Here is a 23,382-nt window from a genome sequence, read left to right on the forward strand (position 1 = left end):
CCCCCCCCCCCCCCCCCACCACTCCATAACTTCACCTCGCAACCTCGCCATGCCGAAATTAGGGCAGTAGGGCAGTAGGGCAGTAGGGCAGTAGGGCAGTAGGGCAGTAGGGCAGTAGGGCAGGGGTTCGAGCGCCCTTAAACATATTGCCCTACTGCCCTACTGCCCTACTGCCTTATTCCCCTTAACCACTCATTCCCCAGCGCCAGGGCGTCGGTAATCTCGAATCGTTCGGCAACGCCGACACGGATGATGTTCAGGCCGCCCTCGCGGGTGTAGCGGAATTCACCTGACGCGTTCGAGCCGGCGGGCCGACCGGCCTGGAATCTGATGACCCGGGTGCCGCCATCGGGCCAGGTCACGGTGATCTCGGCTTTGTCGCCCGTGTGGACAACGCCTGCCTTGCAGCTGGTCATCGGCTGGCCGACATGGCGCGCGCAAGGAATCTCGTTGCGGGCACCCAGCGCCGGCGCGGGCCTGCCTGGCGGCTGCAGCCGCGCAACGGTTTGCGCGTTGGCCGGAGGCGCCGCATTGGCGGCGCGATTGCGGATGGGCTTGTCCGCTGCCGCGGGCGCCTGCTTCTCGCCGGCCGAAGGATTTTCGCTGGCAAAAAGCGCCAGGCGGTAAGCATCCTCGATGGCCACTCTGCCGATTGCCTCAACGGCAGTCATCGTGGGTTCGCGACCGGTCGCATCCAGGCGCGCCGTCAGGTCCGGCGGTGGCTGATCTGCAGTTGCCGGGTTCGAGTCGCCGGCTGCAGCGGCCGTGCTTTCGCCGGTCGCTTCGATATCCACCTCCGCAACTGCCGCCGGATTCTCGGGGTTCAGGTAGCGCGCGGGAGCCCATCCCGCCAGTTGCGGGTTGTCAATTTCTGCGACCTTGCACCAACGATAGCCATTGACGTCGTTGCAGCCGAGATTGTTGACGCTCGTGCCATTCGGCAGCCGAGCCTTGATCTTGCCCATCGCCGATGCCGTGGCGCGGACGTTCAGGAGATCGCCCGGAGCAAGGTCGGTCACGATGGAGACGAAAGGCGCCTCCTCGGCCCTGGCCGGCAGCAGCGCCGTCAGCAGGAGAGGGGCGGCAATCAGCAGCGTCGTTCGGAGCGTAACTGTGCGCCTCATCATTTTGGCCGTGGGCGATATAAGCATTTCCGAGGCGCGGCCGGGCACAGAATCGCCGCCGCATTCCAGGACGATTTTATAAGCGACGACATGGCGCTATGTAAGCCGGAAAATGCGGCCGGGGAATGGTGTTCGGTCCGCGGCATGAGCAAGCTCAGCGTGCGGCATGAACGCGTTCCGCGTTCATGCCTGGGGTATGAACTCGTTGCGTTCAGTCGGACATAAATCCGGTGCGCAGTGCGTAGGCCCATTCCGGCCGCCCCGCCTGTTCGGCCTGCCGCGCTGCCGCCTCATGGTCATAGTCGACGGCGATGGCGTCGAAGCGGTCGGAGCGGCCCGGCCCACCCAATTCGACGATGCCGTAGCGTGCATGCGGAGAGCCTTGCTCGGAGACATGCGCCGGTGGCGTGTCGTCACCATAAGCGGGGCAGCCGATGCTGCCCGGATTGAAGACCACCGGGCCGTCGGGGATACGGATCAGTTCGCTGCGGTGGCTGTGGCCACACAGCACGATGCGGCAAGCGGGATCGAGCGTGGCCAGCCGCCGCTTGATGGCGACGAGCGGCGCGCGCGCCAGCCGGCCGTCGGCCATCGTATCGGTAAGGTATTTTTCGTCATGGTCGGGTCGGGCATGAAAGGCGGTCACGGCTGGGGCGATCTCCAGCGTGAGCGGCAAGGCCAACAGTGCCTCGCGCTGGACCGATGTCAGCCGTTCCTGCGCATAGCGGTCGGACGGCCACATGGCTTCATCCGCGGTATCGCGGGCGACGCGGCGGTCGTGGTTGCCGCGAACTGTCGGCAGGGCGAGCGCTTCAAGCCGCTCCATGGTTTCGCGCGGCCAGAGCGGGCCGGAGACGCAATCGCCGAGATTGAGGATGAGGTCAGCACCACCGCGCTGGCGCAGATCGTCGAGCACGGCGTCCAGGGCGAGGATGTTGCCGTGGATATCGGCGAGAACGGCAATGCGCATGGGAAGCTCCGTGAGTTGACGAATGACTGGCAGGGGAAGAGCGGACCCTACAGGACTTGGGTTCCTCGCCCCCACCAAAGTGGGGGAGAGGTGGCTCGGCGAAGCCGAGACGGAGAGGGGGACTGCGCCGACGTGATTCCGAATGCTTTTAGACAACTTTCCCCTGGTGTGCCACTTCAGAGGCCCCCCTCTCCGACCGCTTCGCGGCCACCTCTCCCCCGCTATGCGGGGCGAGGAACCCAAGTCCTGCTAGGCTAGGCGCGAACTTCAATCTCGGAGGCGCCGACCGCGGGCAGAGCTGGGTCGTCGACGGCTGCGGCAATGACGCTATCGAGCAGCCCCGGAAAGCGTGCATTGAGATCGTCGCGGCGCAGCGTGATCAGCCGGCTGGTGCCGACGACCTCGGTGCGGGTGACGCCGGCCTCGCGCAATTTGGCCAGGTGGTAACTGAGATTGGTCTTTGAGCCGAGATCGAGGAACTGGCTGCAATTCAGCGGCACGCCCTCCTTGCTGGCGAGATAGCGCACGATGGCCAGCCGGGTGGGATCGCCGAGCACGGCAAGCACGTTCGGCAGGCTGATCTGGTCGGCGGTGGGGTGGGGCAGCGTCATGCCGGAGAACTAAGCGCAATCAGGGCCGATTTCAACGCATCTCCTCCTGGTGGATGCCCTCAGTTTCCACCTCCCGCTACCTTATCCTGACATGGGGCTGTCAGCAGTGTTCGGCTATTCTCGGGCGGCTCATTGACAACATGCGCCATTATGTACAATTGTTCAATGACTTTTGAACTAAGGATTTCACCATGGACAAGCGCCTCTTCTGGCTTGCGCTCGGATCATTCACGATCGCGACCGAAGGCTTCGTCATCTCCAGCCTGCTGCCTGACATCGCGGGGGATGCCGGCATCTCGGTCTCGCTCGCCGGGACGCTGATCACCGCCTTCGCGCTCGCCTATGCGCTCGGCGCGCCGATCCTGGCGACGCTGACCGGCGAATGGGACCGGCGACGCGTCATCTTGTGGACGCTGGTGTTTTTCGTGCTGGGCAACCTGGCGGCGGCGCTCAGTTCCTCCTTCGAACTGCTGCTGATCGCGCGCATCGTCATGGCGCTGTCGTCCGGCCTGTTTGCGGCGACGGCGCAGGGGACGGCCGTGGCGCTTGTCGATGATCATCACCGCGCCCGCGCCATTGCCGTCGTCGTCGGCGGCACTACGGTGGCGGTGGCGGTCGGCGCACCCCTCGGCGCGCTTGTCGCGACGGTTGCGGGCTGGCGCGGCACGTTCTTTGCCATCGCCGGGCTCGGCGCACTGGCCGGCGCAATCCTGTGGTACCGGCTGCCGCGCGGCATCGTCGGCACCAAGCTGCCGCTCAGGCAGCGGCTGGCCGCAACGCTTCGCCCCGGCGTGCCGTCGATCCTGCTGACTACACTTTTGGCGCTCACCGGCGCCTTCACGGTCTTTGCCTTTGTCGCGCCGCTAGCCATCGAAGGCGGCGGCTTGAGCCCGATCGCGCTGCCCGGCATGCTGCTTGCGTTCGGTGTCGGCGCCGTCATCGGCAACATCGCCGGCGGGCAGGCGGCCGACCGCTTCGGTGCGACGCGCACCGTCACTTGGTCGCTGGCGCTGAGTGCGGTCATGCTGGTGATGCTTTCGGTCATCCCGGCCTTCCTGCCGCACAGCATCGCCGGGCCGGCGCTGATGGCCATGATGGTGCCGTGGGGCATCGTCGGCTGGGCCTTCCCGCCGGCGCAGGCCAGCCGCATCATCAGGCTGGCGCCCGACGCAGCGCCCATCGTGCTGTCGCTCAACGCTTCGGCGCTCTATCTCGGCGTGGCGCTGGGCGCCGTCGTCGGCGGCGCGGTGCTGCGCTATGGCGCGCCGGCTGATCTCGGCCTGATCGCAGCGGTGTTCCCGATCCTGGGTCTTGGCGTCATGCTGGCCGGCCACCGGGCCGCCCGGGCGGTGGCCATGCCGGCGGAGTAAAGGAAGATCGCGGAAGCGTGGCGCTGTCCTCATCGCGCTGCCGGGCAGAATTTGGGTTCCGAGCAAGGAACTCAGGTCCTGTAACCCCACACTACTTCCAGGTCCGGCGCCTCTCGATCTCGGCTTCGGACGGCTGTTGCTGGGCGAAGGATCCAGTCTTGATCTCACCGGCGCGTTCATAGCTCGCTATGATGACGCCGGTGGTCGATGCCTGTGAGCGGTTCAGCTTGAAAGCCGCCGGGATTGCGCCGCTGCCAAACAGCCGCTTGCCCTTGCCCAGTACCAGCGGGAAGGTCAGCAGGCTGATCTCGTCGATCAGGTCGTTGGCGAGCAAGGTCTGGACGAGTTCGCTCGATCCCTGGATGAGCAAGCCCGGCCCATCCTCCTGCTTGAGCTGGCGCAGGGTAGCCACGACGTCGTCGCCAAGCGACTGGCTGTTTTGCCACGACAGCGTGTCGGGCCGGTGGGTGGCCACATATTTGGTGACGGCGTTGAAACGGTCGGCGATCGGATCGTCTTTCTGGTACGGCCAATGCGCGGCGAAGATGTCGTAGGTCTTGCGGCCGAGGAGCAGCGCGAAGGGTTTTGCGAAGGTCTCACCAATAAAGGCGCCCCCGACGTCGTCCCAGTAATGGAACGTCCAGCCACCGAATTCGAAGCCGCCGAGCGGGTCTTCTTGCGGCCCACCGGGCGCTTGCATGACGCCGTCGAGGCTGACGAATGTCGCAGTGGTGATCTTCCTCATTGGATTCTCCCTTTCATTATCCGTGCCGTTGCCGCCGAATTTCGGCCAAAGGACGTGCGAGCGGAAGCCTGCCCGACAGGGCCGGAAAATTTCTGGGTCCCCGGCGCATATCGAGCGGCAAGCACGGGACGCCTCGACGCGGCGACGTCATTGCGACCGCCTGCCGCCAACACTTTGCGACGAGAACCAGACGTCGCCGATGACGGCGGTGGCGGTGCGGTCCGGTGCCTTGTCGGCCGTCAGCCAGATCTTTCGGCTGCGTGCCGCCTTGTCGCGGTCGATTTTTGTCGAGGCCGCCGAGGCGCCGATGCAAGGGATAAACCATGATCGCATGAACGGATCGCAGGCAAACCCCTTATCCGTGCGTGTCACCATCACCGCGAGGCCAATGCGCTCGGCCGGACGCCACGGAAAGACCATGCGGCCGCCGGGCTTCAGCGCCTTCAGCCATTCGGCTGGGGGTGCCGCAACGCCGGCATTGACATAGATGATGTCGGACGGTGGCAGGCCGCCGACGACCGCATCGCCATGGATGGCGGTCACATTGCCGTAGGCTTCGAGATTCTTGATCGCACGTTCGGCGAGACTGGAATCCAGTTCGAAAGCGGTGACTGCGCCGCCCGGCGAAACCAGTTTTGCCAGCAGAGCTGTGTAATAGCCGGTGCCGGCGCCGACATGAGTGACGGCCTCGCCGGGTTTTGGCGCCACCTTGCCGATCCACATGGCATGCAGGAACGGCTCGCCATTGTTGATGCCCTTTTCGGCGTCGAGCGACACCAGCACGTTCTGATAGATGTGAACAGGATCGGCGCTCGGCGTTTCTACCTTGCCGTTGCCGGCGACGACCGTCCACGGCCCGGGCCCGAGAAAAGCTTCGCGCGGCACCGCGGCGAACACGTCCTCGAGACGCGGATCGGCCGAACCTGCATTGGCAGCCATCAGTCGCGCGTAGAATTTTCTGGCTTCGGCAATTCTGGTCATGTCGCGTGAGAAGATAGCGCGATTGACCGAATTGTCGCGCAGCCCCACGAGCTCACTCAATGCATGGTCGAGAAAACCCTCAGCCGACGCGGCGAAGCGCGGCGCCGTGCGCTGCTCAAAGATTATATGCAGCTTGTCGCCGACCTGATCGAGAACGGCAACGAGGCCCGGTCGACATCGCGGCGCGGCTCGGCGTCGCCCAGCCGACGGTGGCCAAGATGCGGATGCGGCCGACAGTCCTGCCGGAACCGCCGCGCTGCCGCGGCGTTTGAGATCGTGCCAGCAATTGGCGCGAGACCGAGGAGGATACGATGGGCGTTGAACAGGCACCGACAGCGAAGGGCAAGCAAGCGGCCAAGGGATTAAAGCAGGCTGCGGCGAAGGACGAACGCAAGACCGAAGCGGATACTGGACGCCCGCTCAAGAAGGGCGGGGCCCGCTTCGAGGAGCGCTCGAAAAGCTCGGACGGCAAGAGCGCGGGCACCAAGCAGAAGATCTGAGCGTGACTGACCAAGTCCAAGACCAAAAAAAGCGCCGGCAGGGCTCTCAGCCGCGGGTGTCGTGCACGGACTGACCCCAGAGCCGGCGGGCCCGTCATGCGAAAAATACTGTGACTTGGCGCAACCATTGGGATAATTGTTTGTTGGGTCGGATCGGGCCATGAGATCGGCAAGGTACCGATACGTGCATCGCGGGGAGTTGCCATGCTCTGGAAAGGTCGTCGTCAAAGTGACAATGTCGAGGACCAACGCGGCCAGGGCGGCGGGCTCAACCTGCCGCGCGGCGGCCCCGGCCGTCTCCGCATCCCGATCGGCGGCCGCTCCGGCGGCGGAATGTCGCTGTCGACCATCATCATTCTCGTGGTCCTCTATTTCGGGCTGAAGGCCATCGGCATCGACCCGCTTCAGATCCTGGCCGGTGGCGGCTTGGTGCCGGGTGGCGGCGGTCAGATCACCGACAACAGCGGAGAACAGGGCGGTGGCACCGGGGCACCCGCCTCCGACGAGATGAAGCAGTTCGTTTCGACTGTCCTGGCCGAGACCGAGGACACCTGGACCGGCATTTTCCGGGCCGAGGGCCTGACCTACGAGGACCCCAAGCTGGTCCTGTTCAGCGGGCAGATCCGTTCGGCTTGCGGCTTCGCCTCGTCCGCGGCCGGCCCGTTCTACTGCCCCGGCGACCGCAAGGTCTATCTCGACACCACCTTCTTCCAGCAGCTCGACCAGCAATTCGGCGCTTCGGGCGATTTTGCCCAAGCCTATGTGATCGCGCATGAGGTCGGCCACCATGTCCAGAACCTCACCGGCATCCTGCCCAAGTTCAACCAGATGCGGCAGCAGATGGGCGAGGCCGAGGCCAACCACATGTCGGTGCAGGTCGAGCTCCAGGCGGATTGCTTCGCCGGCGTCTGGGCGCATTTCACCGGGCAGAAAGGCATTCTGGAACAGGGCGACATGGACGAGGCGCTGAACGCCGCCCAGCAGATCGGCGACGACACGATGCAGAAGAAGATGCAGGGCTATGTCGTGCCGGAAAGCTTCAACCATGGCACCTCGCAGCAGCGTCAAACCTGGCTGGCACGCGGCTACAAGAGCGGCAAGCTGTCGGACTGCGATACGTTCAACACCCCGATCTGAGGTGTTTGGGCTCTCGTTGAAATGGCGTTGAAAGGGGCGGCGGTGCAGCCGCGCTCATATCGACAGTTGATGTCAGGATGAAAATTCCTGGCCTGTTCCCTTATTGTTCTGTGGGGCTTGCTCGCCTATAACGAGCTTTCCACCTTCGCTGCGAGGCGGCTCCAGGAGTCGATACCGTCATGATCGAAGCCAAAACCGCCAGGCGGGGCCTTGCGCTTGTTTTCACCACGCTGCTGCTCGACATCACCGGCATCGGCATCATCATGCCGGTGCTGCCGGCCTATCTGCAGGAACTGACCGGCGTCGGGGTCAGCGAAGCGGCGATCGAAGGCGGCTGGCTGTTCTTCGTCTATGCGGCCATGCAGTTCCTGTTCGCGCCGCTGGTCGGCAATCTCAGCGACCGCTTCGGCCGTCGTCCGATCCTGCTGGCCTCGGTGCTGACCTTCGCCGTCGACAATCTGATCTGCGCGGTGGCCTGGTCCTATTGGGTCCTGTTCATCGGCCGGGTGCTGGCCGGCATCAGCGGCGCCAGCTATTCGACCGCCTCCGCCTTCATCGCCGATGTCAGCACCGACGAGAACAGGGCGAAGAATTTCGGCCTGCTTGGCATCGCCTTCGGCGTCGGTTTCGTCATCGGCCCGGTGCTGGGCGGGTTGCTCGGCGAATTCGGGCCGCGCGTGCCGTTCTGGGGCGCGGCGGTGCTTGCTCTGATCAACTTCATCGTCGGCTGGTTCTTCCTGCCGGAAACGCTGGAGCAGCATCACCGGCGCCGCTTCGAATGGCGCCGCGCCAATCCTCTCGGCGCCCTGAAGCAGATGCGCAATTACAAGGGGATCGGCTGGATCGGCCTGGTGTTCTTCCTGATGACGCTCGGTCACATGATGTACCCTGCCGTGTGGTCGTTCGTCGGCAGTTACCGCTACGGCTGGAGCGAACAGCAGATCGGCTTCTCACTCGGCGTCTTCGGCCTTGGCGGGGCGTTGGTGATGGGTTTTGTCCTGCCGCGCGTCATCCCACGGCTCGGCGAATGGCGGACCGCCGCCATCGGCCTTGCTTTTACCGCGCTCGCCGCCTTCGGCTATGCCGCGGCGTGGAAGGGCTGGATGATCTATGCGGTGATCGTGGCGACCTGCCTCGAGGCGCTGGCCGATCCGCCGCTGCGGAGCCTGGCGGCGGCCAAGGTGCCGCCCTCCGCGCAAGGCGAACTGCAAGGTGCGATGACGAGCGTGTTTTCGATCACCAGCATCATAACGCCGCTGCTTTATACGGGAATCTTCGCCTGGTTCACCGGGCCGAGCGCGCCGGTGACGTTCGGCGGCGCGCCCTTTGTGCTCGGCGGTATCTTTCTTGCTTTGTCGCTGATCGCGTTTGTGCTCAGGGTCGAGAAGCCGAGCGCGGTGAGGGACGTCACGACGGCGACGGTGCGAACCTGAATCAGGCGCGCTCCGCCAGCGCCGGCTCGCCGCGCTTTTCGCGGATGAGATTGACGAAGCGGCGGAACAGATAATGCGAGTCCTGCGGGCCCGGCGAGGCTTCGGGATGATGCTGGACCGAAAACACCGGCCTGCCAGTCAGGGTGATGCCGCAGTTCGAGCCGTCGAACAGCGAGACATGGGTTTCTTCGACGCCCGTGGGCAACGAGCCGGCATCGACGGCAAAGCCGTGGTTCATCGAGACGATCTCAACCTTGCCGGTGGTGTGATCCTTGACCGGATGATTGGCGCCGTGATGGCCTTGATGCATTTTGGCGGTCCTGCCGCCAAGCGCCAGCGCCAGCATCTGGTGGCCGAGGCAGATGCCGAAGACCGGGATGTCGGTCTTCAGCAAGTCCTGGATGACCGGAACGGCATAGTCGCCAGTGGCTTCCGGGTCGCCGGGACCGTTGGAGAGAAAGATGCCGTCGGGCCGCATGGCGAGGATATCCTCGGCGCCGGTGTTGGCCGGCACCACGGTGACCTTGGCGCCCAGGCCGGCAAGCAGGCGCAATATGTTGCGTTTTACGCCGTAGTCGATGGCGACGACATGCATGGACGGATCGGTCTGTTCGCCAAAGCCCTCGTCCCAGACCCACGGCGTCTCGCGCCAGACCGAGGACTGGCCGGAAGTGACGTCCTTGGCCAGGTCAAGCCCGATCAGGCCGGACCAGGCAGCGGCGCGGCGCTTCAGCTCCTCGATGTCGAAGATGCCGTCGGGCGCGTGCGCGATGACGGCGTTGGGCATGCCCTTTTCGCGGATCAGCGCGGTCAGCGCGCGGGTGTCGATGCCCGAAAGCGCCACTATGCCGCGTTTCTTCAGCCATTGGTCAAGACCAGAAGCGGCGCGATAGCTGGACGGATTGGTGACGTCGGCCTTGAACACGGCGCCGACTGCGCCGGCGCGGGCAACCGGGTTGAGATCCTCGATGTCCTCGTCATTGGTGCCGATATTGCCGATATGCGGAAAGGTGAAGGTGACGATCTGGCCGGCATAGGACGGGTCGGTGAGGATTTCCTGATAGCCTGTCAGCGCGGTGTTGAAGCAGACTTCGGCGACGGCGGAGCCGGTGGCGCCAAGGCCGCGGCCCTCGATGACGGTGCCGTCGGCCAGCACCAGCAGGGCGGTCGGCTTCTCGGTGGCCCAAGTGGGGGTCGACGCGGCGGTCATCGTTGCCATGGCGGCACTCCTAAAGGCTGCGCCCTTCAATCGGTCCGGCGGACCATTCTGCGCAGCAAACCGCGCGCAGCGGCGATTTCGCAGCCAGCGCGCGCAACAAAAACTCAGTTCATGCAAGGCCCAGTACATAGGGGAAGGCGCCAGAGCGGTCAATGATGCTACGCCCGCAGGCGCGATTTATTTCGTCGAACAATATCAGCGGTTTGCCGGGCGGCGTCGAATTTACCTTGGGCTTTCGGCACGGCTATTGTCCGTCGCATTCGAAGGAGAAAGCATCATGCGCGGCAAAATCGCTGAATCCCTGAAGAGCGCGATGAAGGCGCAGGACAAGCGCCGGCTGCCGACATTGCGGCTGATCCAGGCGGCCATTCACGACCGCGACATCGCCAATCGCGGCGCCGGCAAGGAGCCGGCCAGCGACGACGAGATCCTGCAGATACTGGCCAAGATGGTGAAGCAGCGCGAAGAGTCGGCCAAGGCTTTCGACGACGGCAAGCGGCCGGAGCTTGCCGCGCAGGAGCGCGACGAGATGGCCATCATCCGCGATTTCCTGCCGACGCAACTGGGCCAGGCAGAGACCGAAACGGCGATCCGCGCCGCCATCGCCGAGACCGGCGCCAGCAGCGTCAAGGACATGGGCAAGGTTATGGCCGTGCTCAAGGAGAAATACGCCGGCCAGATGGATTTCTCCAAGGCGAGCGGGATCGTCAAGGGACTGCTGCAGTAGGATTTTGCCGCTGCAGCGAGCTCGTAAGGCATTGGAGGAGGCGACAGCGAGGCGCCAGCCCTGGCCGCATATGATTGATTCTCAGGCGCTCTTCGGTTTCTGAGAGCGGGCGGGGCGGGCGGCAGCTCGCACCGACAGGTTCAGTGCCACGGCGGCGCGAATGAGCGCCTTCAACGCCTCTTCATCGATCTTGTCGCCCTCATGGATGTCGATGGCGCGCCTGGTGTTGCCTTCGAGGCTGGAGTTGAAGAGGCCAGATGGGTCCTCCAGCGTGGCGCCCCTGGCGAAAGTCATTTTCACGACATTCTTGTAGGTCTCACCGGTGCAGATAATTCCGGCGTGTTCCCACACCGGAACCCCTCTCCACTTCCACTCCTCGACCACTTCGGGATCGACCTGCTTGATGAGGGTTCGGATCCGAGCGAGCATCTCGCCCCGCCAATCGCTCAGCTCTTTGATTCTCGCATCTATCAATTGAGAGGGGGTGTCTCCTCCTGCTCCCTCCGTCGAGCCGCCCTTCTTCATGGCTGTTGTCGCTTTGGTCATGATTGGTCCCAGTGGCTTTGTGCACGTCGACGCCTGGCGTCTGGGCTTTGTGCCAATGCCGGGCGACAAACTCTCAACGTCGCGGAGGAACCTTCGTCCCTCCGGACCCGATTTGCAACGAGGATCACACGAAAATGGAGCTACGATTTGGCGGCGCTTGTTGAACATTGTCGGCGCCGCCACCAGCGCCAGCGACCTTTCGGCGACATGGGCTCGCAGAGATGCTCGCGAGCCGAGGCCGAACCATGAGGGGTCACGGCGATGTTGCACCGTCCCGATGGCAGACGCCCTTGGCTAATTCGCGATGCATCTCACAGTCGCTCGCCGGGCAATTGGCTGGCTTGCTTCACCCAGGCGGCAAATTGAGCTTCGTCGAGCTGGTCCTCATAAATGTCGAGGTAGCGCACGTCCTTGTGCTTGGACTCGCCGAGAGGGACAGGACGCAGCGACGTGCCCCGGAAGAAGGTCACTTTGACGTAGCGGGTGAAGACATGGAACGACAGGAACCAGCCCTGGCCCTTGATGCCGTAAAACGGCGAGTTCCATTTGACGGCCTTGTGCACGCCGGGGACGGTGCGCGCGATGATTGCGTCGAGGCGGCGCCCGACGTCGCTTTTCCAGCCCGGCATGGCCGCGATGTAGGCCTGCACGGGAGCGTCGCCTTCGGCCTTCGCGATCTGGGGGTTGCCGCCGGCGAGGAGTGCCGGCTTCGCTTCCTTGCCGGACTGCGGCTTCGGCGTCGCCTTGCGCGGTTTGGTTGCCGCGCCCCGCTCGGCGGCGGCCTTCGCCGACTTCTCGGACCTGTGGTCGGCCATTGTGTTCACTCCAAAGTAGGTGGACCCAATCGATGACATTTGATTTTAGAAAGCCGCCCCTGAAGATCAACTTCAGAATCCGAGGGCGGCAGCGGAGCGATCGTACGTCATGGTTGAACTCGTCAAACCGGCGCTTGAACATCTGCCGTCGTATAAGGCCGCCCTTGAGCGCGGCTGGTCGCCGGACAATGTGCGGCTGATGGAGGCGACGCGCGAGCAGCTTGCGGCCATCGAAAAGAATCCAACGGCCTTCCTCGCCGATCTCGACGACCCCGATGCCAAGGGTGGTCCGATCACCTTGCCTGATGGGACGAACGTGCCGCGCCTGCCGGGATTCCGGCGCTGGATCTGGGACGGCGAAGTCGCCGGCTCGATCGGCCTTCGCTGGCAGCGCGGCACCGCCGAGCTGCCGCCACATGTGCTCGGCCACATCGGCTATGCCGTAGTGCCATGGAAGCGGCGGCGCGGCCATGCGACAGAGGCAGTGAGGCTGATGCTCGGCGAGGCGAGGGCGCTCGGCCTGCCCTTCGTCGAGATCACCGCCAAGCCGGGTAATCTCGCCTCGCAGAAGGTGGTCCTGGCCAATGGCGGACGGCTCGTCGGGCGATTCTTCGAGGACGCTGCCTATGGCGGCGCCGAAAGCCTGCGCTATCGCATCGACCTGTAGCGCCTGCCGACTATTCGGCAGCGGCCGGCAGCGGCGGCATCGTGTTTCGGCGCCACTCCCAGATATGTGAGGCGAGCGCTACCGCCACGGCGACCAGCATGGCCATGGCGCCAACCACCGGCAGGCTGCGATAGCCATAACCGGCATTGAGCATGGCGGCGCCGAGCGAGGCGGCGAGCGCGATGCCGACATTGAAGCCGGCCGGGATAAGCGATGAGGCGAGATTGGAGGCGTCCGCCGTCCAGGTCAGGATACGGGTCTGGATCGGGGTGCCGATGGCAAAGCTGAGACCACCCCAGATAGTGGTCGCAACGACCATCGGCACCGGGTACGGGCTGGCGGCGTAAATGACGGCAAGTGTCACCGCCTGCATGAAAAGCATGGTGATGAGCGACGGCATCAGTTTCCAGTCGGCGAGCCGCCCGCCAAGAAAGACGCCGATCGTCGCGCCGACACCGTTGAGTAGCAGCACCCAGGGCACCAGGCCCTCGCCGAGGCCGGTGACTTCAAGCAGCGTCGGCGTGATGTAGGTGAACAGGCCGAACTGGCCGATCATCAGCATCAGCATGAGGATTAGCGACGTCCAAACCTGCTGGCGTGCGAGCACGCGGACCTCGCTGCCGAAACTGACGGGCCGGCGCGACGATCCCGTCCGGCGCGGTAGGAGGGCGGCCATGGCGGCGATGGAAACCACACCAAGCGCGCACATCACCCAGAACGTCGCGCGCCACCCCCAAATATTGCCGATCGCCGTGCCGGCCGGCACGCCGATGACATTGGAGACCGTGAGGCCCGACAGGATGAGCGCCACGGCCATTCCACGCTGATCCTGGCGGACCAGGCCGACCGCAACCACCATCGCGACGCCGAAGTAGGCGCCGTGCGCCACGGCCACTGCAATCCGCAACAGCAACATGGAGGCGAAGTCGGGCCCAAGGGCGCAGGCGGCCTGGCCGATGGTGAAGGCTGCGGCAAGGCCAAGCAGCAACGCCTTGCGGGAAAGCGTCTTGGTGGCGAGCGTCAACAGCGGTCCGCCGATCGCGATGCCGCCGGCGTAGCCGGAGACGAGGTAGCCGGCGGTTGGGATGGAGACGCCAAGGCCGTCCGCCACCTGCGGCAGCACGCCGGCGATGACGAACTCGGTGGTGCCGAATGCGAACGCAGCGATGAACAGGGCGATGAGGGGAAGCATGGCGCGGGAAGGCGATCCTTGAACGAGATGGCTCAAATCACGGACGAGAGCGGCGGGCAATCCAGAAATTCTCGACGCCGCTTTAGGTTTTCTTCATCGGTTCAGCCAGGCTCCGGCCGCACAAGGCTAGACGGTCGTCGTCTTCCTTCCGTAGGGGATTTTCAACCACGCCCGCTCGTGAAAATAGTAGAGCAGCGATTTGGTGATGACCTCGGTCACGCCGATGGCCGCAGCGAGCTTGATGCTGCCCGTCACGATGAGCGAAATGATTATCGTGTCGACCGTGCCGGTGACGCGCCAGGAAAGCGCCTTGGCGAAACTGCGCGAATGGGTATCCATAGACTTTCTCCCGGCGGATTTTAAGCGATCCTTAGAGCGCCTTGCGTTCTGGTGGAACCAAAACCGCGCTCCAGGTCTTTGCTTGACGCGTGTTGTCCGACGCCAAGCGAAGACGGTTGGCTGAAAAATGCTCTAGCCGACAGACAGAAGGGTTAGCAAAGACTAATTTTCGCGCGCCGGCTCCAGGCAATTCCCGCGCTGGGCCCAATCTATCCGGCCTTCAGCCGCGAGCCGGTGAGCAGGCCGCGTTCCTCGAGCACGGGGTAGGCTATCGAGGCAAGCAGCGAATTGATCTGCTTCAGGTCGCGGATTGTGTCGAGATGGATGGAACTGGTCTCGACGCTCTTGGCGGTGCCGTCGCGCAGCCGCACGAAATGGCTGGCGCTGGTCTCCTTCTCGCGGTCGCGCAGCCGATCCTTTTCCAGCACCAGCTGGCGGGCGGTCTCCGGATCGCGCGAGACCAGCACGTTGAAGGCAAGCCGCGCGTTGGCGAGCACCGAAGCATGGAAGCCGCTAAGCTCGCGCCAACCCTCGGGCGTGAACTCCAGCCTGCGCTCAAGCTTTTTCCTGACATGCACCAGCATGTTGCGCACGATGATGTCGCCGACCTGTTCGAGCTTGACGCAGGCGCCGATCAACTCCTGGCAGCGCAGCGCCTCGTCCTCGCTCAGCGGGTTCCTGGTGACCTTGGCCAGATAGAGCTTTATCGACGCATGTTTCTTGTCGACGCGGTCGTCGAGCGCGGCCAGCGCCTTGATCTTGTCGGCGTCGGCGCTTTCATAGAGCTCGATGATGCGCTTCAGCATGATCTCGACCGTCTCGCAGACCCGCACCACCTCACGGGTGGCGTTGGCCAGCGCCTGGCTCGGCACATCAAGGGCGCTGTCGTTGAGCGCGGACAACTCGACGACGTCGAGCGCTTCTGCCGGCGCCGGTTTGGTGCCGAGCGCCACGATCTTTTCCGAAACGCGGTAGACAAGGCCGGCCAGCGGCAGGCCGGCAACCAGGATCAGGATGTTGAAGAGGATGTGGGCGTTGACGATCTGGTCGGGCACGGTGGCGCCGGGAAAGGCGACCGGCGGCTTCAACCACAGGAACAGGATCAGCATGGCCAGCGAGCCCATGCCGCGCATCAGGAGATTGCCGATCGGTACGACACGCACGCCCGGCTCCGCATTGCGGGTGAGCAGCGGCGCGATGATCGACGAACCCAGATTGACGCCGAGCACCAGCACGATGCCGAGTTCGGGCGGGATGAAGCCGCGGCCGGCGAGCGTCACCATCAAAAGGACCGCGGCGATCGAGGAATGGAACAGCCAGGTGACCAGCGCCGCCAGCAGATAGGCGGTGACCGGGTCGCCGGAGAAGTAATCGACGACGACCGGCATCAGCGTGCTCTGGCGCAGCGGCTCCGAGGCCTGGCCGATCATTTCCAGCGACAACACCAGCAGGCCGATGCCGACCAGGATGCGGCCGAACTGGCGCCAGTCGCGCCGCTCGGTGGCCATGAACATGACGGTGCCGGCGACAAGACAGACCGGCACCAGCAGCGACAGGTCGAAGGTGAGCAGCTTGACCACCAGCGCCGAGCCGATCTCGGCGCCGCGCACGGCAAGCTGGCCCGATATACCGCTGACGATGCCGGCGCCGGCGAAGGACCCGACCAGCAAGGTGACGGCAGTGGAGCTTTGCAGGGCGATCGCCAGGCCGCAGCCGGCCAGAACCGCCATGAAAGGATTGCGCATGGTGGCGCGCAGCTTGTGGCGCAGCACATCGCCATAGGCGCGCTCGACACCTGTCTTCACCAAGCGGGTGGCAAACAGCATCAGCGCCACCGCGCCGGCAAGATGCAGCAAAACGACCGAACCGCTCATGTCAGGCTCGCATTCCGACAGCCACCAGCAATATGGGAGCCGTGATGGCAAAGGCGCAAAAGAGGGGGCGAATCAAGGACATTGCAAAGGTCGATACTACTCCGATTACTTTTAGCCGGATAATAAATTTTGCGCAATTCGGCCGGCTGTTGCGCGACAGGGCGTGTCGGAAATGGATGGATCGCAAAATGGTTGCATCGCCGGCCGGCTTCTTGATGGTCGCGCGCTCAAGTGCCGACGACCGCTTCAGATCAGGTTTGAGCCGAGTGTTGAGTTGGATGTTATAAATACATGAAATCATTACAAAAACCTAATCCGCGTGTTCAGTTTCGGTTCATTCTTCGGGCTCTATTGCTTGGGCATCGACAACCAAGGAGTACCCCGTCATGAAAACGCATCATTCTTTCCGCAGTCGCCGTATCGATGCTGGCTGCGACGTCCCTGCAGGGTCAGGCAGCGCCGCTGAACGCGCCGAATGCACCGCAGTCGACCTACAGCCAGGTCGACTGGAAGAAGCCGGACAGGCACGTCAAGACGCGCGTCGTGGTGAAGAAGAAAGTCGTCGTCAAGAGGAACCATTGGCGCAACGGCCAGAGATATTCGAGTTGGAGGCGCCACCAGCCGGTCCGCGACTATCGCCACTATGGCCTGCGTCGTCCGGGCCGTGGCCAGGAATGGATCCGCGTCGGCAACGACTATCTCTTGGTCAGCGTCGTCTCCGGCATCATCTTCGGCGCGATTGCCGCGCACTGACCGTCAAACGTCGATCGGCGCAATGCCGGACAGGAAGGAGGGCTTGCAACCGGCCCCTAAGCCTAACTGAATGTGGATGTTCAGTCGGATAGTCGATGGTTATCCCTGGCATCGCAACGACTTGCAGAGGCTTGACCTGCTGGAGAAATCCGAAGAAGCGAGCATCCTTCCGGTTTGCAGCGCTTCGGATTTCTCCTGCTTCTAGCCAGGATTGTCACAGGGTCAGCACTATGCGCGAGAGCCGGCCGAGTTCGATCAGTCGGTCGAGCAGGCCCGGCGTGCTTGCGAAATCGTCGGAACTCACGACGCCGATCGACGACGTGTCGACGCGGGTCCCGAACAGGATCAGGCATTTTTCTTCGTCGAAGCGCCGCGATGTCCAGATCATGCCGTCGAGTGTCTGATCGGCGTCGTGGATCGCTTGTGCCCAACCTCTTGTTGAGGGGTAGGAGGATGGCGGCGTGTCGATCAATGACTGACGGGTGATGCCCCACTTGTTGAGATCCGGCTCGAAAAGGCGGGCTAGCTTCAAGTTGCGATCGATCTCGATGCGCGAGCCGGCGAGTTCTTCGACCTTGCTCAGCGGGACCGACTTGAAGGTCGCTGCAGGGTTGATGTCGTGGAACATTGACTCGTATGCGGCGCATCCGAAAGAAGTCGCTGCGTACATGGTCGGCACCTGGATGCTCCGGCTTGTGAAGGGAGCGAACCTCGAGGAGCCGGAGCCGGGATTGAACTCGTGGGCGCGCCGGTTGCGTGAGTGTACGCGATGCAGTTCCGTCCCGGCGGGAAGCACGAGGACGTTGCATTCCAGGTCCGGAGGCGGAGCAGGGACGGATGTCAACCTGCCGCTTCCTCTCCCAACTTACGTGCCGCTTCGACGACCGCGTCTACCTTGCCCAGATTTTCCGAAGGAACCCCTCCGTCCAGCCACGGATTGGACGAAAGGAACCAGAAGGCGACCTGCCACTGGCTCATGCCGGGCGGCAGCGCGTCCAGTACCCGCGCAACCGCCGGATCAGGCTTGCCGTCCTTGAACTGGAACGCGGGAAACAGCTCGCGGCCACTCAACTGTATGGAGAACGCCTTCCTTTCGGCCTTCCACCTGGACCCCGTGGCGCTCCTGTTGCGGGCGCTGTGGCCTGCCAGTTCGGCTAGCTCGGCACTCGTGAGGCAGGGGACTTCCTCCGCGAACCTCACGCGCGCCCTGGCGTTGTCAGCCTCGATCTTCGATCGGACTGCCGACATGGGGTCGTTGGCGGGCAACATGGCCTCCACCAAGAGTTCCATGTTCCGCTCCGACATCTCGGCTCGCTTTCTTGCAACAACTGCGCTGATCGGTTCCAGCAACCGCACGGCGGCGGGATCCAGTTTTTCGGAGGCCCCCACACCGTCGAAGACGTCCCTTACCGCCTTCCTCACGACGGCTTTCAATCGCTTTAACCCTGCGGCCTTGAGGTTCCGGCTTCGGGCTACATTCTTTCCGCCGGCCTTCCTCGGCGCCTCTGCTGCGGTCAATCTTTCCATCAGCGTGTCCGCCATCAGCCGTTCGATTTCGGCCTCCTTGAGCATGCTGGACAGTGCGTTCGTCATTGGAGCCTCCACGAGGTGAGATCAGTAATGATCGACGCAACTTACTTATATCATGTGCCGGCGTTCTTCAAGCGGAAGGCCGGCAACGGCCGTTCCGGCGCAGCCTTGACACATGCCTGCCGGCGGCCTGCTGGACGGTGCCGGGTGTGTCTCAGGCAAGTTGATGAGAACCATTGACACGGAGTTCTTGACGGTGCGGCTGCCGACTACAAGATCGTGGGCACAGATATTCTCCGTGCGCTCACATGCATCCCACATTTCGGTTACGGGCCGGGGCTTGCAACGGCCGCCTTCTTTTTGCCCTGTGAAAACCGGGTATGGTTCGCATTAGGAGTCGTCGGGTTTCGCCGGCGTGATTATATGGACGCAAACGAGCCGTTTCCGATGCGCTTTCCACCTGCCTTCCTCGACGAGATACGCGACCGCGTGCCGATTTCCTCGGTGATCGGCCAGCGCGTGGCGTGGGACAGGAAGAAGACCAACGCGCCGCGCGGCGATTATTGGGCGTGCTGTCCCTTCCATGGCGAGAAGAGCCCGTCCTTTCACTGCGAGGACAAGAAGGGACGCTATCATTGCTTCGGCTGCTCGGTTTCGGGCGACCACTTCAAATTCCTCACCGAACTCGACGGAATGAGCTTTCCCGAAGCGGTCGAGAAGATCGCCGACATGGCCGGGGTGCCGATGCCGTTGCGCGATGCCTGGGAGGAACGGCGCGAAAAGGAACGCGCCAGCCTGACCGAAGTCATGGAAATGGCGACCGCCTTCTTCCAGGAGCGGCTGCAGGGACCGGAAGGCGCAAAAGCCCGCGCCTATCTGCGCGACCGCGGGCTGACGCCGGCGACGCAGCAGTCGTTCCGGCTCGGCTATGCGCCCGACAGTCGCAATGCGCTGAAGGAGCATCTTGCCGCCAAGGGCGTGCCCAAGGCCGATATCGAGGCATGCGGGCTGGTGCGCCATGGCGACGACGTTCCGGTTTCCTACGATTGGTTCCGCGACCGCATCATGTTCCCGATCCCGGACTCCAGAGGCAAGATAATCGCCTTTGGCGGGCGGGCGCTGGCAGCCGATGCGCTCGCCAAATACATGAATTCGCCCGACACCGAGCTCTTCCACAAGGGTAACGTGCTCTATAATTTCGCCCGGGCGCGCAAGGCAGTGGCCAAGGGCGGCACGGTGATTGCCGTCGAGGGCTATATGGACGTGATCGCGCTGGCGCAGGCCGGTTTCGAGAATGTCGTGGCGCCGCTCGGCACCGCGCTGACCGAAAACCAGCTCGAACTGCTGTGGCGGATGGCCGGCGAGCCGGTGCTGTGCTTCGATGGCGACCAGGCCGGTCTGAAGGCGGCATGGCGCGCCGCCGACATGGCGCTGCCGGCGGTCCAGGCAGGCCGCTCGGTGCGCTTTGCGCTTCTGCCCGAAGGCAAGGACCCCGACGATCTGGTCAAGGCCGAAGGGCCGGACGCGTTTGGCGCCGTGCTTTCCGAGGCGCGGCCGCTCGCCGACCTTTTGTGGATGCGAGAAACGGCCGGCGGCATCTTCGACACGCCGGAACGACGGGCGGAACTGGAAAAAACGCTGCGCGAACTGACCAGCCGCATCCGCGACGAGAGCTTGCGCTATCACTACCAACAGGAAATGCGCGAGCGAGTGCTAAGCTTTTTCGGCGCCCAGCGCGGCGCGCGCCAAACCTATCAAGGGGGGCGCCAAGATGGGCGGTCCGGCGGGCGCTTTCAGGGCAAGGGCTCAGCTGCTGGCGGGCAGTTCGCACGCGGCGGCAATGCCGGTGGACGCACCGCGATCACCGAAAGCCTTGGCCGCTCGGCGCTGGTCAAGCGCGGCAGCGAGGGGATGTCGGTGCGCGAGGCGACGATCATCGCAGCTCTTGTCAATCATCCGGCGCTGATCGACGAGAATTTCGCGCATGTCGAGTTCCTCGACCTCGCCAACACCGATCTGAAGCGATTGCACGCGGCGATCCTCGATGCGATGGCGCATGACATGGCCAACGACCGCAACGCGGTGATCGCGACGATCGAACGTGCCGGCTGCGGCGAGATCTGGGCGCGCGTGGTGGCGCTGATCAAACGGGCGCGGCAATGGCCGGCGCTGGAAACGGCCGGACTTGACGATGCCCGCGACGCCTTCAGCCAGGCGCTCCACTTGCAGCGCAGCGCGCGCACCTTACATAAGGAGCTGAAACAGGCAGAAGCAGCGCTCGCCAGCGATCCCACGGACGAAAACTACCGGCATCTCGTCGAGATCCAGGCGCAATTTCGTGATGTGCAGGCAACGGAGGCGCTGATTGAAGGGTTCGGCGTGTCTTCGGGCAGGGCCGGGCGGGTGTAGGTCGAAGCTTACGAAAGAGTGAAAGTGCAGAACCGTGCTTGCGCGTCGAATCAGCCGCGGCGCTTAAGTCGGGTAATTGATTCGCTTTTTTCATGCGAATCATGCGAGAGGCGCTTGACCTTCTGGCAGAATGACGGAATCAGGACGATTCGAAACGTTAACCCGCGCCGGCGTCGACGGAAATGCAGCGATGTGAGGTACCGGTCACTGGACAGGCGGTCAGCCTGACACAGTTACCAGGGTTAATCTGGACTTAACGAGAGATGCAGTTACTGGCCCGGGGAACGCGTTCTAGCGAGAGCGCATCTGATTTAACCGGTACGGCAGCTTACGCGGCTTGATACTTATGCGGCTAGATACCTGGCCGCTTGGAGAAAATAAAGAATGGCGACAAAAGAAAAGGAAGAGGTCGAGACCGAACGTGAAGGCGCCACCGATGGCCCTCTGCTCGACCTTTCCGACGATGCTGTCAAGAAGATGATCAAGGCCGCCAAGAAGCGCGGCTATGTCACCATGGACGAACTGAATTCGGTGCTGCCCTCGGAGGAAGTGACCTCCGAGCAGATCGAGGACACGATGGCCATGCTCTCCGACATGGGCATCAACGTGGTCGAGGACGACGAGCAGGGCGAGGAGCCCGAAGCCGCCGACGCGGCTGCCGACGCCGAGGAAGACGCCAACGAACTGGCCGAGCAGACCGGTACCGCCGTTGCTGCGACGACCACCAAGAAAGAGCCGACCGATCGCACCGACGATCCGGTTCGCATGTATCTGCGCGAGATGGGCTCGGTCGAGCTTCTGTCGCGCGAGGGCGAAATCGCGATTGCCAAGCGCATCGAGGCTGGCCGCGAGACGATGATCGCGGGCCTGTGCGAAAGCCCGCTGACCTTCCAGGCCATCATCATCTGGCGTGACGAGCTCAACGAATCGAAGATCCTCTTGCGCGAGATCATCGACCTCGAAGCGACCTATGCCGGACCGGAGGCCAAGCAGGCGCCGGTGGTCGAGCGGATCGAGGAAGCCAAGACCGACGACAAGCCGCGCCGTTCGCGCGAGGACGAGGACGACATCACCAATGTCGGCGGCGACACGCGCGGTCTGACTGATGACGACGAGGAAGACGAGGACGAAGCCAGCCTGTCGCTGGCGGCGATGGAAGCGGAGCTGCGTCCGCAGGTGATGGAGACGCTCGACGTCATCGCCGACACCTACAAGAAGTTGCGCAAGCTGCAGGACCAGCAGGTCGAGAACCGGCTGGCTGCCGCCGGCACGCTGTCGCCCAGCCAGGACCGCCGGCTGAAGGAGCTGAAGGACCAGCTGATCAAGGCGGTGAAGTCGCTATCCCTGAACACGGCGCGCATCGAGGCATTGGTCGAGCAGCTCTACGACATCAACAAGCGCCTGGTGCAGAACGAAGGCAAGCTGTTGCGGCTGGCCGAAAGCTATGGCGTGCGCCGCGAGGAATTCCTGAAGGAGTACCAGGGCTCGGAGCTCGATCCGAACTGGACGCGCTCGATCGGCAATCTGACCTCGCGCGGCTGGAAGGAATTCACCAAGAACGAAAAGGACGCGATCCGCGACCTGCGCGCCGAGATCCAGAATCTCGCCACCGAAACGGCGATCTCGATCCTGGAATTCCGCAAGATCGTCAACCAGGTGCAGAAGGGCGAGCGCGAAGCCGCGATCGCCAAGAAGGAAATGGTCGAGGCCAATTTGCGCCTCGTCATTTCCATCGCCAAGAAATACACCAATCGCGGCCTGCAGTTCCTCGACCTGATCCAGGAAGGCAATATCGGCCTGATGAAGGCGGTCGACAAGTTCGAATACCGCCGCGGCTACAAGTTCTCGACCTATGCGACGTGGTGGATCCGGCAAGCGATCACCCGCTCGATTGCCGACCAGGCACGCACAATCCGCATTCCGGTGCACATGATCGAGACGATCAACAAGATCGTGCGCACCTCGCGCCAGATGCTGCACGAGATCGGCCGCGAGCCGACGCCGGAGGAACTGGCGGAAAAGCTCGCCATGCCGCTGGAAAAAGTGCGCAAGGTGCTGAAGATCGCCAAGGAGCCGATTTCGCTCGAAACGCCGGTCGGCGACGAGGAGGATTCGCATCTCGGCGATTTCATCGAGGACAAGATGGCGATCCTGCCGATCGACGCAGCGATCCAGGCCAATCTGCGCGAGACGACGACGCGGGTGCTTGCTTCACTCACCCCGCGTGAAGAGCGCGTGCTCAGAATGCGCTTCGGCATCGGCATGAACACCGACCACACGCTGGAGGAAGTCGGCCAGCAGTTCTCGGTCACCCGCGAGCGCATCCGCCAGATCGAAGCCAAGGCGCTGCGCAAGCTCAAGCACCCGAGCCGCTCGCGCAAGCTGCGGAGCTTCCTCGACAGCTGATGCCGGGTAACGGATAGCAATTTAAAGGGCGCTG

22 protein-coding genes and 1 pseudogene are annotated in these 23,382 nt (G+C 63.6%); 10 read left to right on the forward strand and 13 right to left on the reverse strand.

Features of this window, described 5'->3' with window-relative positions; genetic code table 11:
- Positions 1 to 167 precede the first annotated feature (167 nt).
- From AC0L3O_RS00005 to AC0L3O_RS00015, 3 genes are all read right to left on the reverse strand, one after another.
- Positions 168 to 965 carry an SH3 domain-containing protein gene (locus tag AC0L3O_RS00005; protein WP_473534281.1) on the reverse strand — a complete coding sequence of 266 codons (798 nt, stop codon included), beginning with the start codon at positions 963 to 965 and terminating at the stop codon, positions 168 to 170.
- 370 nt (positions 966 to 1,335) lie between these two features.
- On the reverse strand, positions 1,336 to 2,094 hold the full coding sequence (locus AC0L3O_RS00010) for a metallophosphoesterase family protein (protein ID WP_473534282.1): 759 nt from the start codon (positions 2,092 to 2,094) through the stop codon (positions 1,336 to 1,338).
- A gap of 254 nt (positions 2,095 to 2,348) precedes the next feature.
- Positions 2,349 to 2,705: an ArsR/SmtB family transcription factor gene (locus AC0L3O_RS00015; protein ID WP_027151146.1), complete on the reverse strand. Its 357-nt coding sequence runs from the start codon at positions 2,703 to 2,705 to the stop codon at positions 2,349 to 2,351.
- Positions 2,706 to 2,896: 191 nt separating this feature from the next.
- Here AC0L3O_RS00015 and AC0L3O_RS00020 point away from each other — a divergent pair, with 191 nt between their 5' ends.
- Positions 2,897 to 4,075, forward strand: coding sequence for an MFS transporter (locus tag AC0L3O_RS00020; RefSeq protein WP_473481496.1), 1,179 nt, complete (start codon positions 2,897 to 2,899; stop codon positions 4,073 to 4,075).
- A 91-nt stretch (positions 4,076 to 4,166) separates the two neighbouring features.
- On the opposite strand, the gene AC0L3O_RS00025 is transcribed toward AC0L3O_RS00020, so the two are convergent.
- Together AC0L3O_RS00025 and AC0L3O_RS00030 are read right to left on the reverse strand one after the other, a co-directional pair.
- A complete protein-coding gene (locus AC0L3O_RS00025; RefSeq protein ID WP_473534283.1) occupies positions 4,167 to 4,820 on the reverse strand; it encodes a dihydrofolate reductase family protein in 654 nt (217 codons plus the stop codon).
- A gap of 147 nt (positions 4,821 to 4,967) precedes the next feature.
- Positions 4,968 to 5,801, reverse strand: a complete 834-nt coding sequence (locus AC0L3O_RS00030) for a protein-L-isoaspartate O-methyltransferase family protein (protein WP_236387360.1) — start codon at positions 5,799 to 5,801, stop codon at positions 4,968 to 4,970.
- 93 nt (positions 5,802 to 5,894) lie between these two features.
- Between AC0L3O_RS00030 and AC0L3O_RS00035 the strand changes: the two are divergent.
- From AC0L3O_RS00035 to AC0L3O_RS00050, 4 genes and pseudogenes are all read left to right on the forward strand, one after another.
- Positions 5,895 to 6,031, forward strand: a pseudogene (locus AC0L3O_RS00035) (manganese-binding transcriptional regulator MntR); the annotation flags it as partial.
- 81 nt (positions 6,032 to 6,112) lie between these two features.
- Complete coding sequence (locus AC0L3O_RS00040; protein ID WP_023799765.1) at positions 6,113 to 6,301, forward strand: hypothetical protein; 189 nt, start codon at positions 6,113 to 6,115, stop codon at positions 6,299 to 6,301.
- A 204-nt stretch (positions 6,302 to 6,505) separates the two neighbouring features.
- Positions 6,506 to 7,438, forward strand: coding sequence for a KPN_02809 family neutral zinc metallopeptidase (ypfJ, locus tag AC0L3O_RS00045; RefSeq protein ID WP_023799764.1), 933 nt, complete (start codon positions 6,506 to 6,508; stop codon positions 7,436 to 7,438).
- Between the two features lie 179 nt (positions 7,439 to 7,617).
- Positions 7,618 to 8,871 (forward strand): TCR/Tet family MFS transporter, encoded by a 1,254-nt coding sequence (locus AC0L3O_RS00050; RefSeq protein ID WP_128247800.1) that lies wholly within the window; start codon positions 7,618 to 7,620, stop codon positions 8,869 to 8,871.
- A 1-nt stretch (position 8,872) separates the two neighbouring features.
- On the opposite strand, the gene carA is transcribed toward AC0L3O_RS00050, so the two are convergent.
- Positions 8,873 to 10,090, reverse strand: coding sequence for a glutamine-hydrolyzing carbamoyl-phosphate synthase small subunit (gene carA, locus AC0L3O_RS00055; RefSeq protein WP_128171088.1), 1,218 nt, complete (start codon positions 10,088 to 10,090; stop codon positions 8,873 to 8,875).
- Between the two features lie 277 nt (positions 10,091 to 10,367).
- Here carA and AC0L3O_RS00060 point away from each other — a divergent pair, with 277 nt between their 5' ends.
- Positions 10,368 to 10,817, forward strand: coding sequence for a GatB/YqeY domain-containing protein (locus AC0L3O_RS00060; protein WP_031255180.1), 450 nt, complete (start codon positions 10,368 to 10,370; stop codon positions 10,815 to 10,817).
- 81 nt (positions 10,818 to 10,898) lie between these two features.
- On the opposite strand, the gene AC0L3O_RS00065 is transcribed toward AC0L3O_RS00060, so the two are convergent.
- Both AC0L3O_RS00065 and AC0L3O_RS00070 read right to left on the reverse strand, forming a co-directional pair.
- Positions 10,899 to 11,363 (reverse strand): DUF1801 domain-containing protein, encoded by a 465-nt coding sequence (locus AC0L3O_RS00065; protein ID WP_031255178.1) that lies wholly within the window; start codon positions 11,361 to 11,363, stop codon positions 10,899 to 10,901.
- A gap of 311 nt (positions 11,364 to 11,674) precedes the next feature.
- Positions 11,675 to 12,178 carry a DUF1801 domain-containing protein gene (locus tag AC0L3O_RS00070; protein WP_473614401.1) on the reverse strand — a complete coding sequence of 168 codons (504 nt, stop codon included), beginning with the start codon at positions 12,176 to 12,178 and terminating at the stop codon, positions 11,675 to 11,677.
- Positions 12,179 to 12,287: 109 nt separating this feature from the next.
- Here AC0L3O_RS00070 and AC0L3O_RS00075 point away from each other — a divergent pair, with 109 nt between their 5' ends.
- Complete coding sequence (locus tag AC0L3O_RS00075) at positions 12,288 to 12,845, forward strand: GNAT family N-acetyltransferase (protein ID WP_287176070.1); 558 nt, start codon at positions 12,288 to 12,290, stop codon at positions 12,843 to 12,845.
- A 10-nt stretch (positions 12,846 to 12,855) separates the two neighbouring features.
- Here AC0L3O_RS00075 and AC0L3O_RS00080 read toward each other — a convergent pair whose 3' ends face one another.
- The 3 genes from AC0L3O_RS00080 to AC0L3O_RS00090 form a co-directional block, all read right to left on the reverse strand.
- On the reverse strand, positions 12,856 to 14,037 hold the full coding sequence (locus AC0L3O_RS00080; protein WP_473614402.1) for an MFS transporter: 1,182 nt from the start codon (positions 14,035 to 14,037) through the stop codon (positions 12,856 to 12,858).
- A gap of 126 nt (positions 14,038 to 14,163) precedes the next feature.
- Positions 14,164 to 14,376 (reverse strand): DUF2061 domain-containing protein, encoded by a 213-nt coding sequence (locus AC0L3O_RS00085; protein WP_023799755.1) that lies wholly within the window; start codon positions 14,374 to 14,376, stop codon positions 14,164 to 14,166.
- 209 nt (positions 14,377 to 14,585) lie between these two features.
- Positions 14,586 to 16,250, reverse strand: a complete 1,665-nt coding sequence (locus tag AC0L3O_RS00090; RefSeq protein WP_473614403.1) for a Na/Pi cotransporter family protein — start codon at positions 16,248 to 16,250, stop codon at positions 14,586 to 14,588.
- 423 nt (positions 16,251 to 16,673) lie between these two features.
- Here AC0L3O_RS00090 and AC0L3O_RS00095 point away from each other — a divergent pair, with 423 nt between their 5' ends.
- Entirely contained in the window at positions 16,674 to 17,003 is a 330-nt protein-coding gene (locus AC0L3O_RS00095) for an RcnB family protein (RefSeq protein WP_473614405.1), read from the forward strand.
- 214 nt (positions 17,004 to 17,217) lie between these two features.
- On the opposite strand, the gene AC0L3O_RS00100 is transcribed toward AC0L3O_RS00095, so the two are convergent.
- Both AC0L3O_RS00100 and AC0L3O_RS00105 read right to left on the reverse strand, forming a co-directional pair.
- Entirely contained in the window at positions 17,218 to 17,799 is a 582-nt protein-coding gene (locus AC0L3O_RS00100) for an RES family NAD+ phosphorylase (protein ID WP_473614716.1), read from the reverse strand.
- Between the two features lie 44 nt (positions 17,800 to 17,843).
- On the reverse strand, positions 17,844 to 18,596 hold the full coding sequence (locus AC0L3O_RS00105) for a hypothetical protein (RefSeq protein WP_473614406.1): 753 nt from the start codon (positions 18,594 to 18,596) through the stop codon (positions 17,844 to 17,846).
- 384 nt (positions 18,597 to 18,980) lie between these two features.
- Between AC0L3O_RS00105 and dnaG the strand changes: the two genes are divergently transcribed.
- Entirely contained in the window at positions 18,981 to 20,942 is a 1,962-nt protein-coding gene (dnaG, locus tag AC0L3O_RS00110; protein WP_473614717.1) for a DNA primase, read from the forward strand.
- A gap of 384 nt (positions 20,943 to 21,326) precedes the next feature.
- On the forward strand, positions 21,327 to 23,348 hold the full coding sequence (rpoD, locus tag AC0L3O_RS00115; protein WP_027151164.1) for an RNA polymerase sigma factor RpoD: 2,022 nt from the start codon (positions 21,327 to 21,329) through the stop codon (positions 23,346 to 23,348).
- The last annotated feature ends 34 nt before the right edge of the window (positions 23,349 to 23,382 follow it).

It is taken from the genome of Mesorhizobium sp. WSM4810, assembly GCF_055811235.1.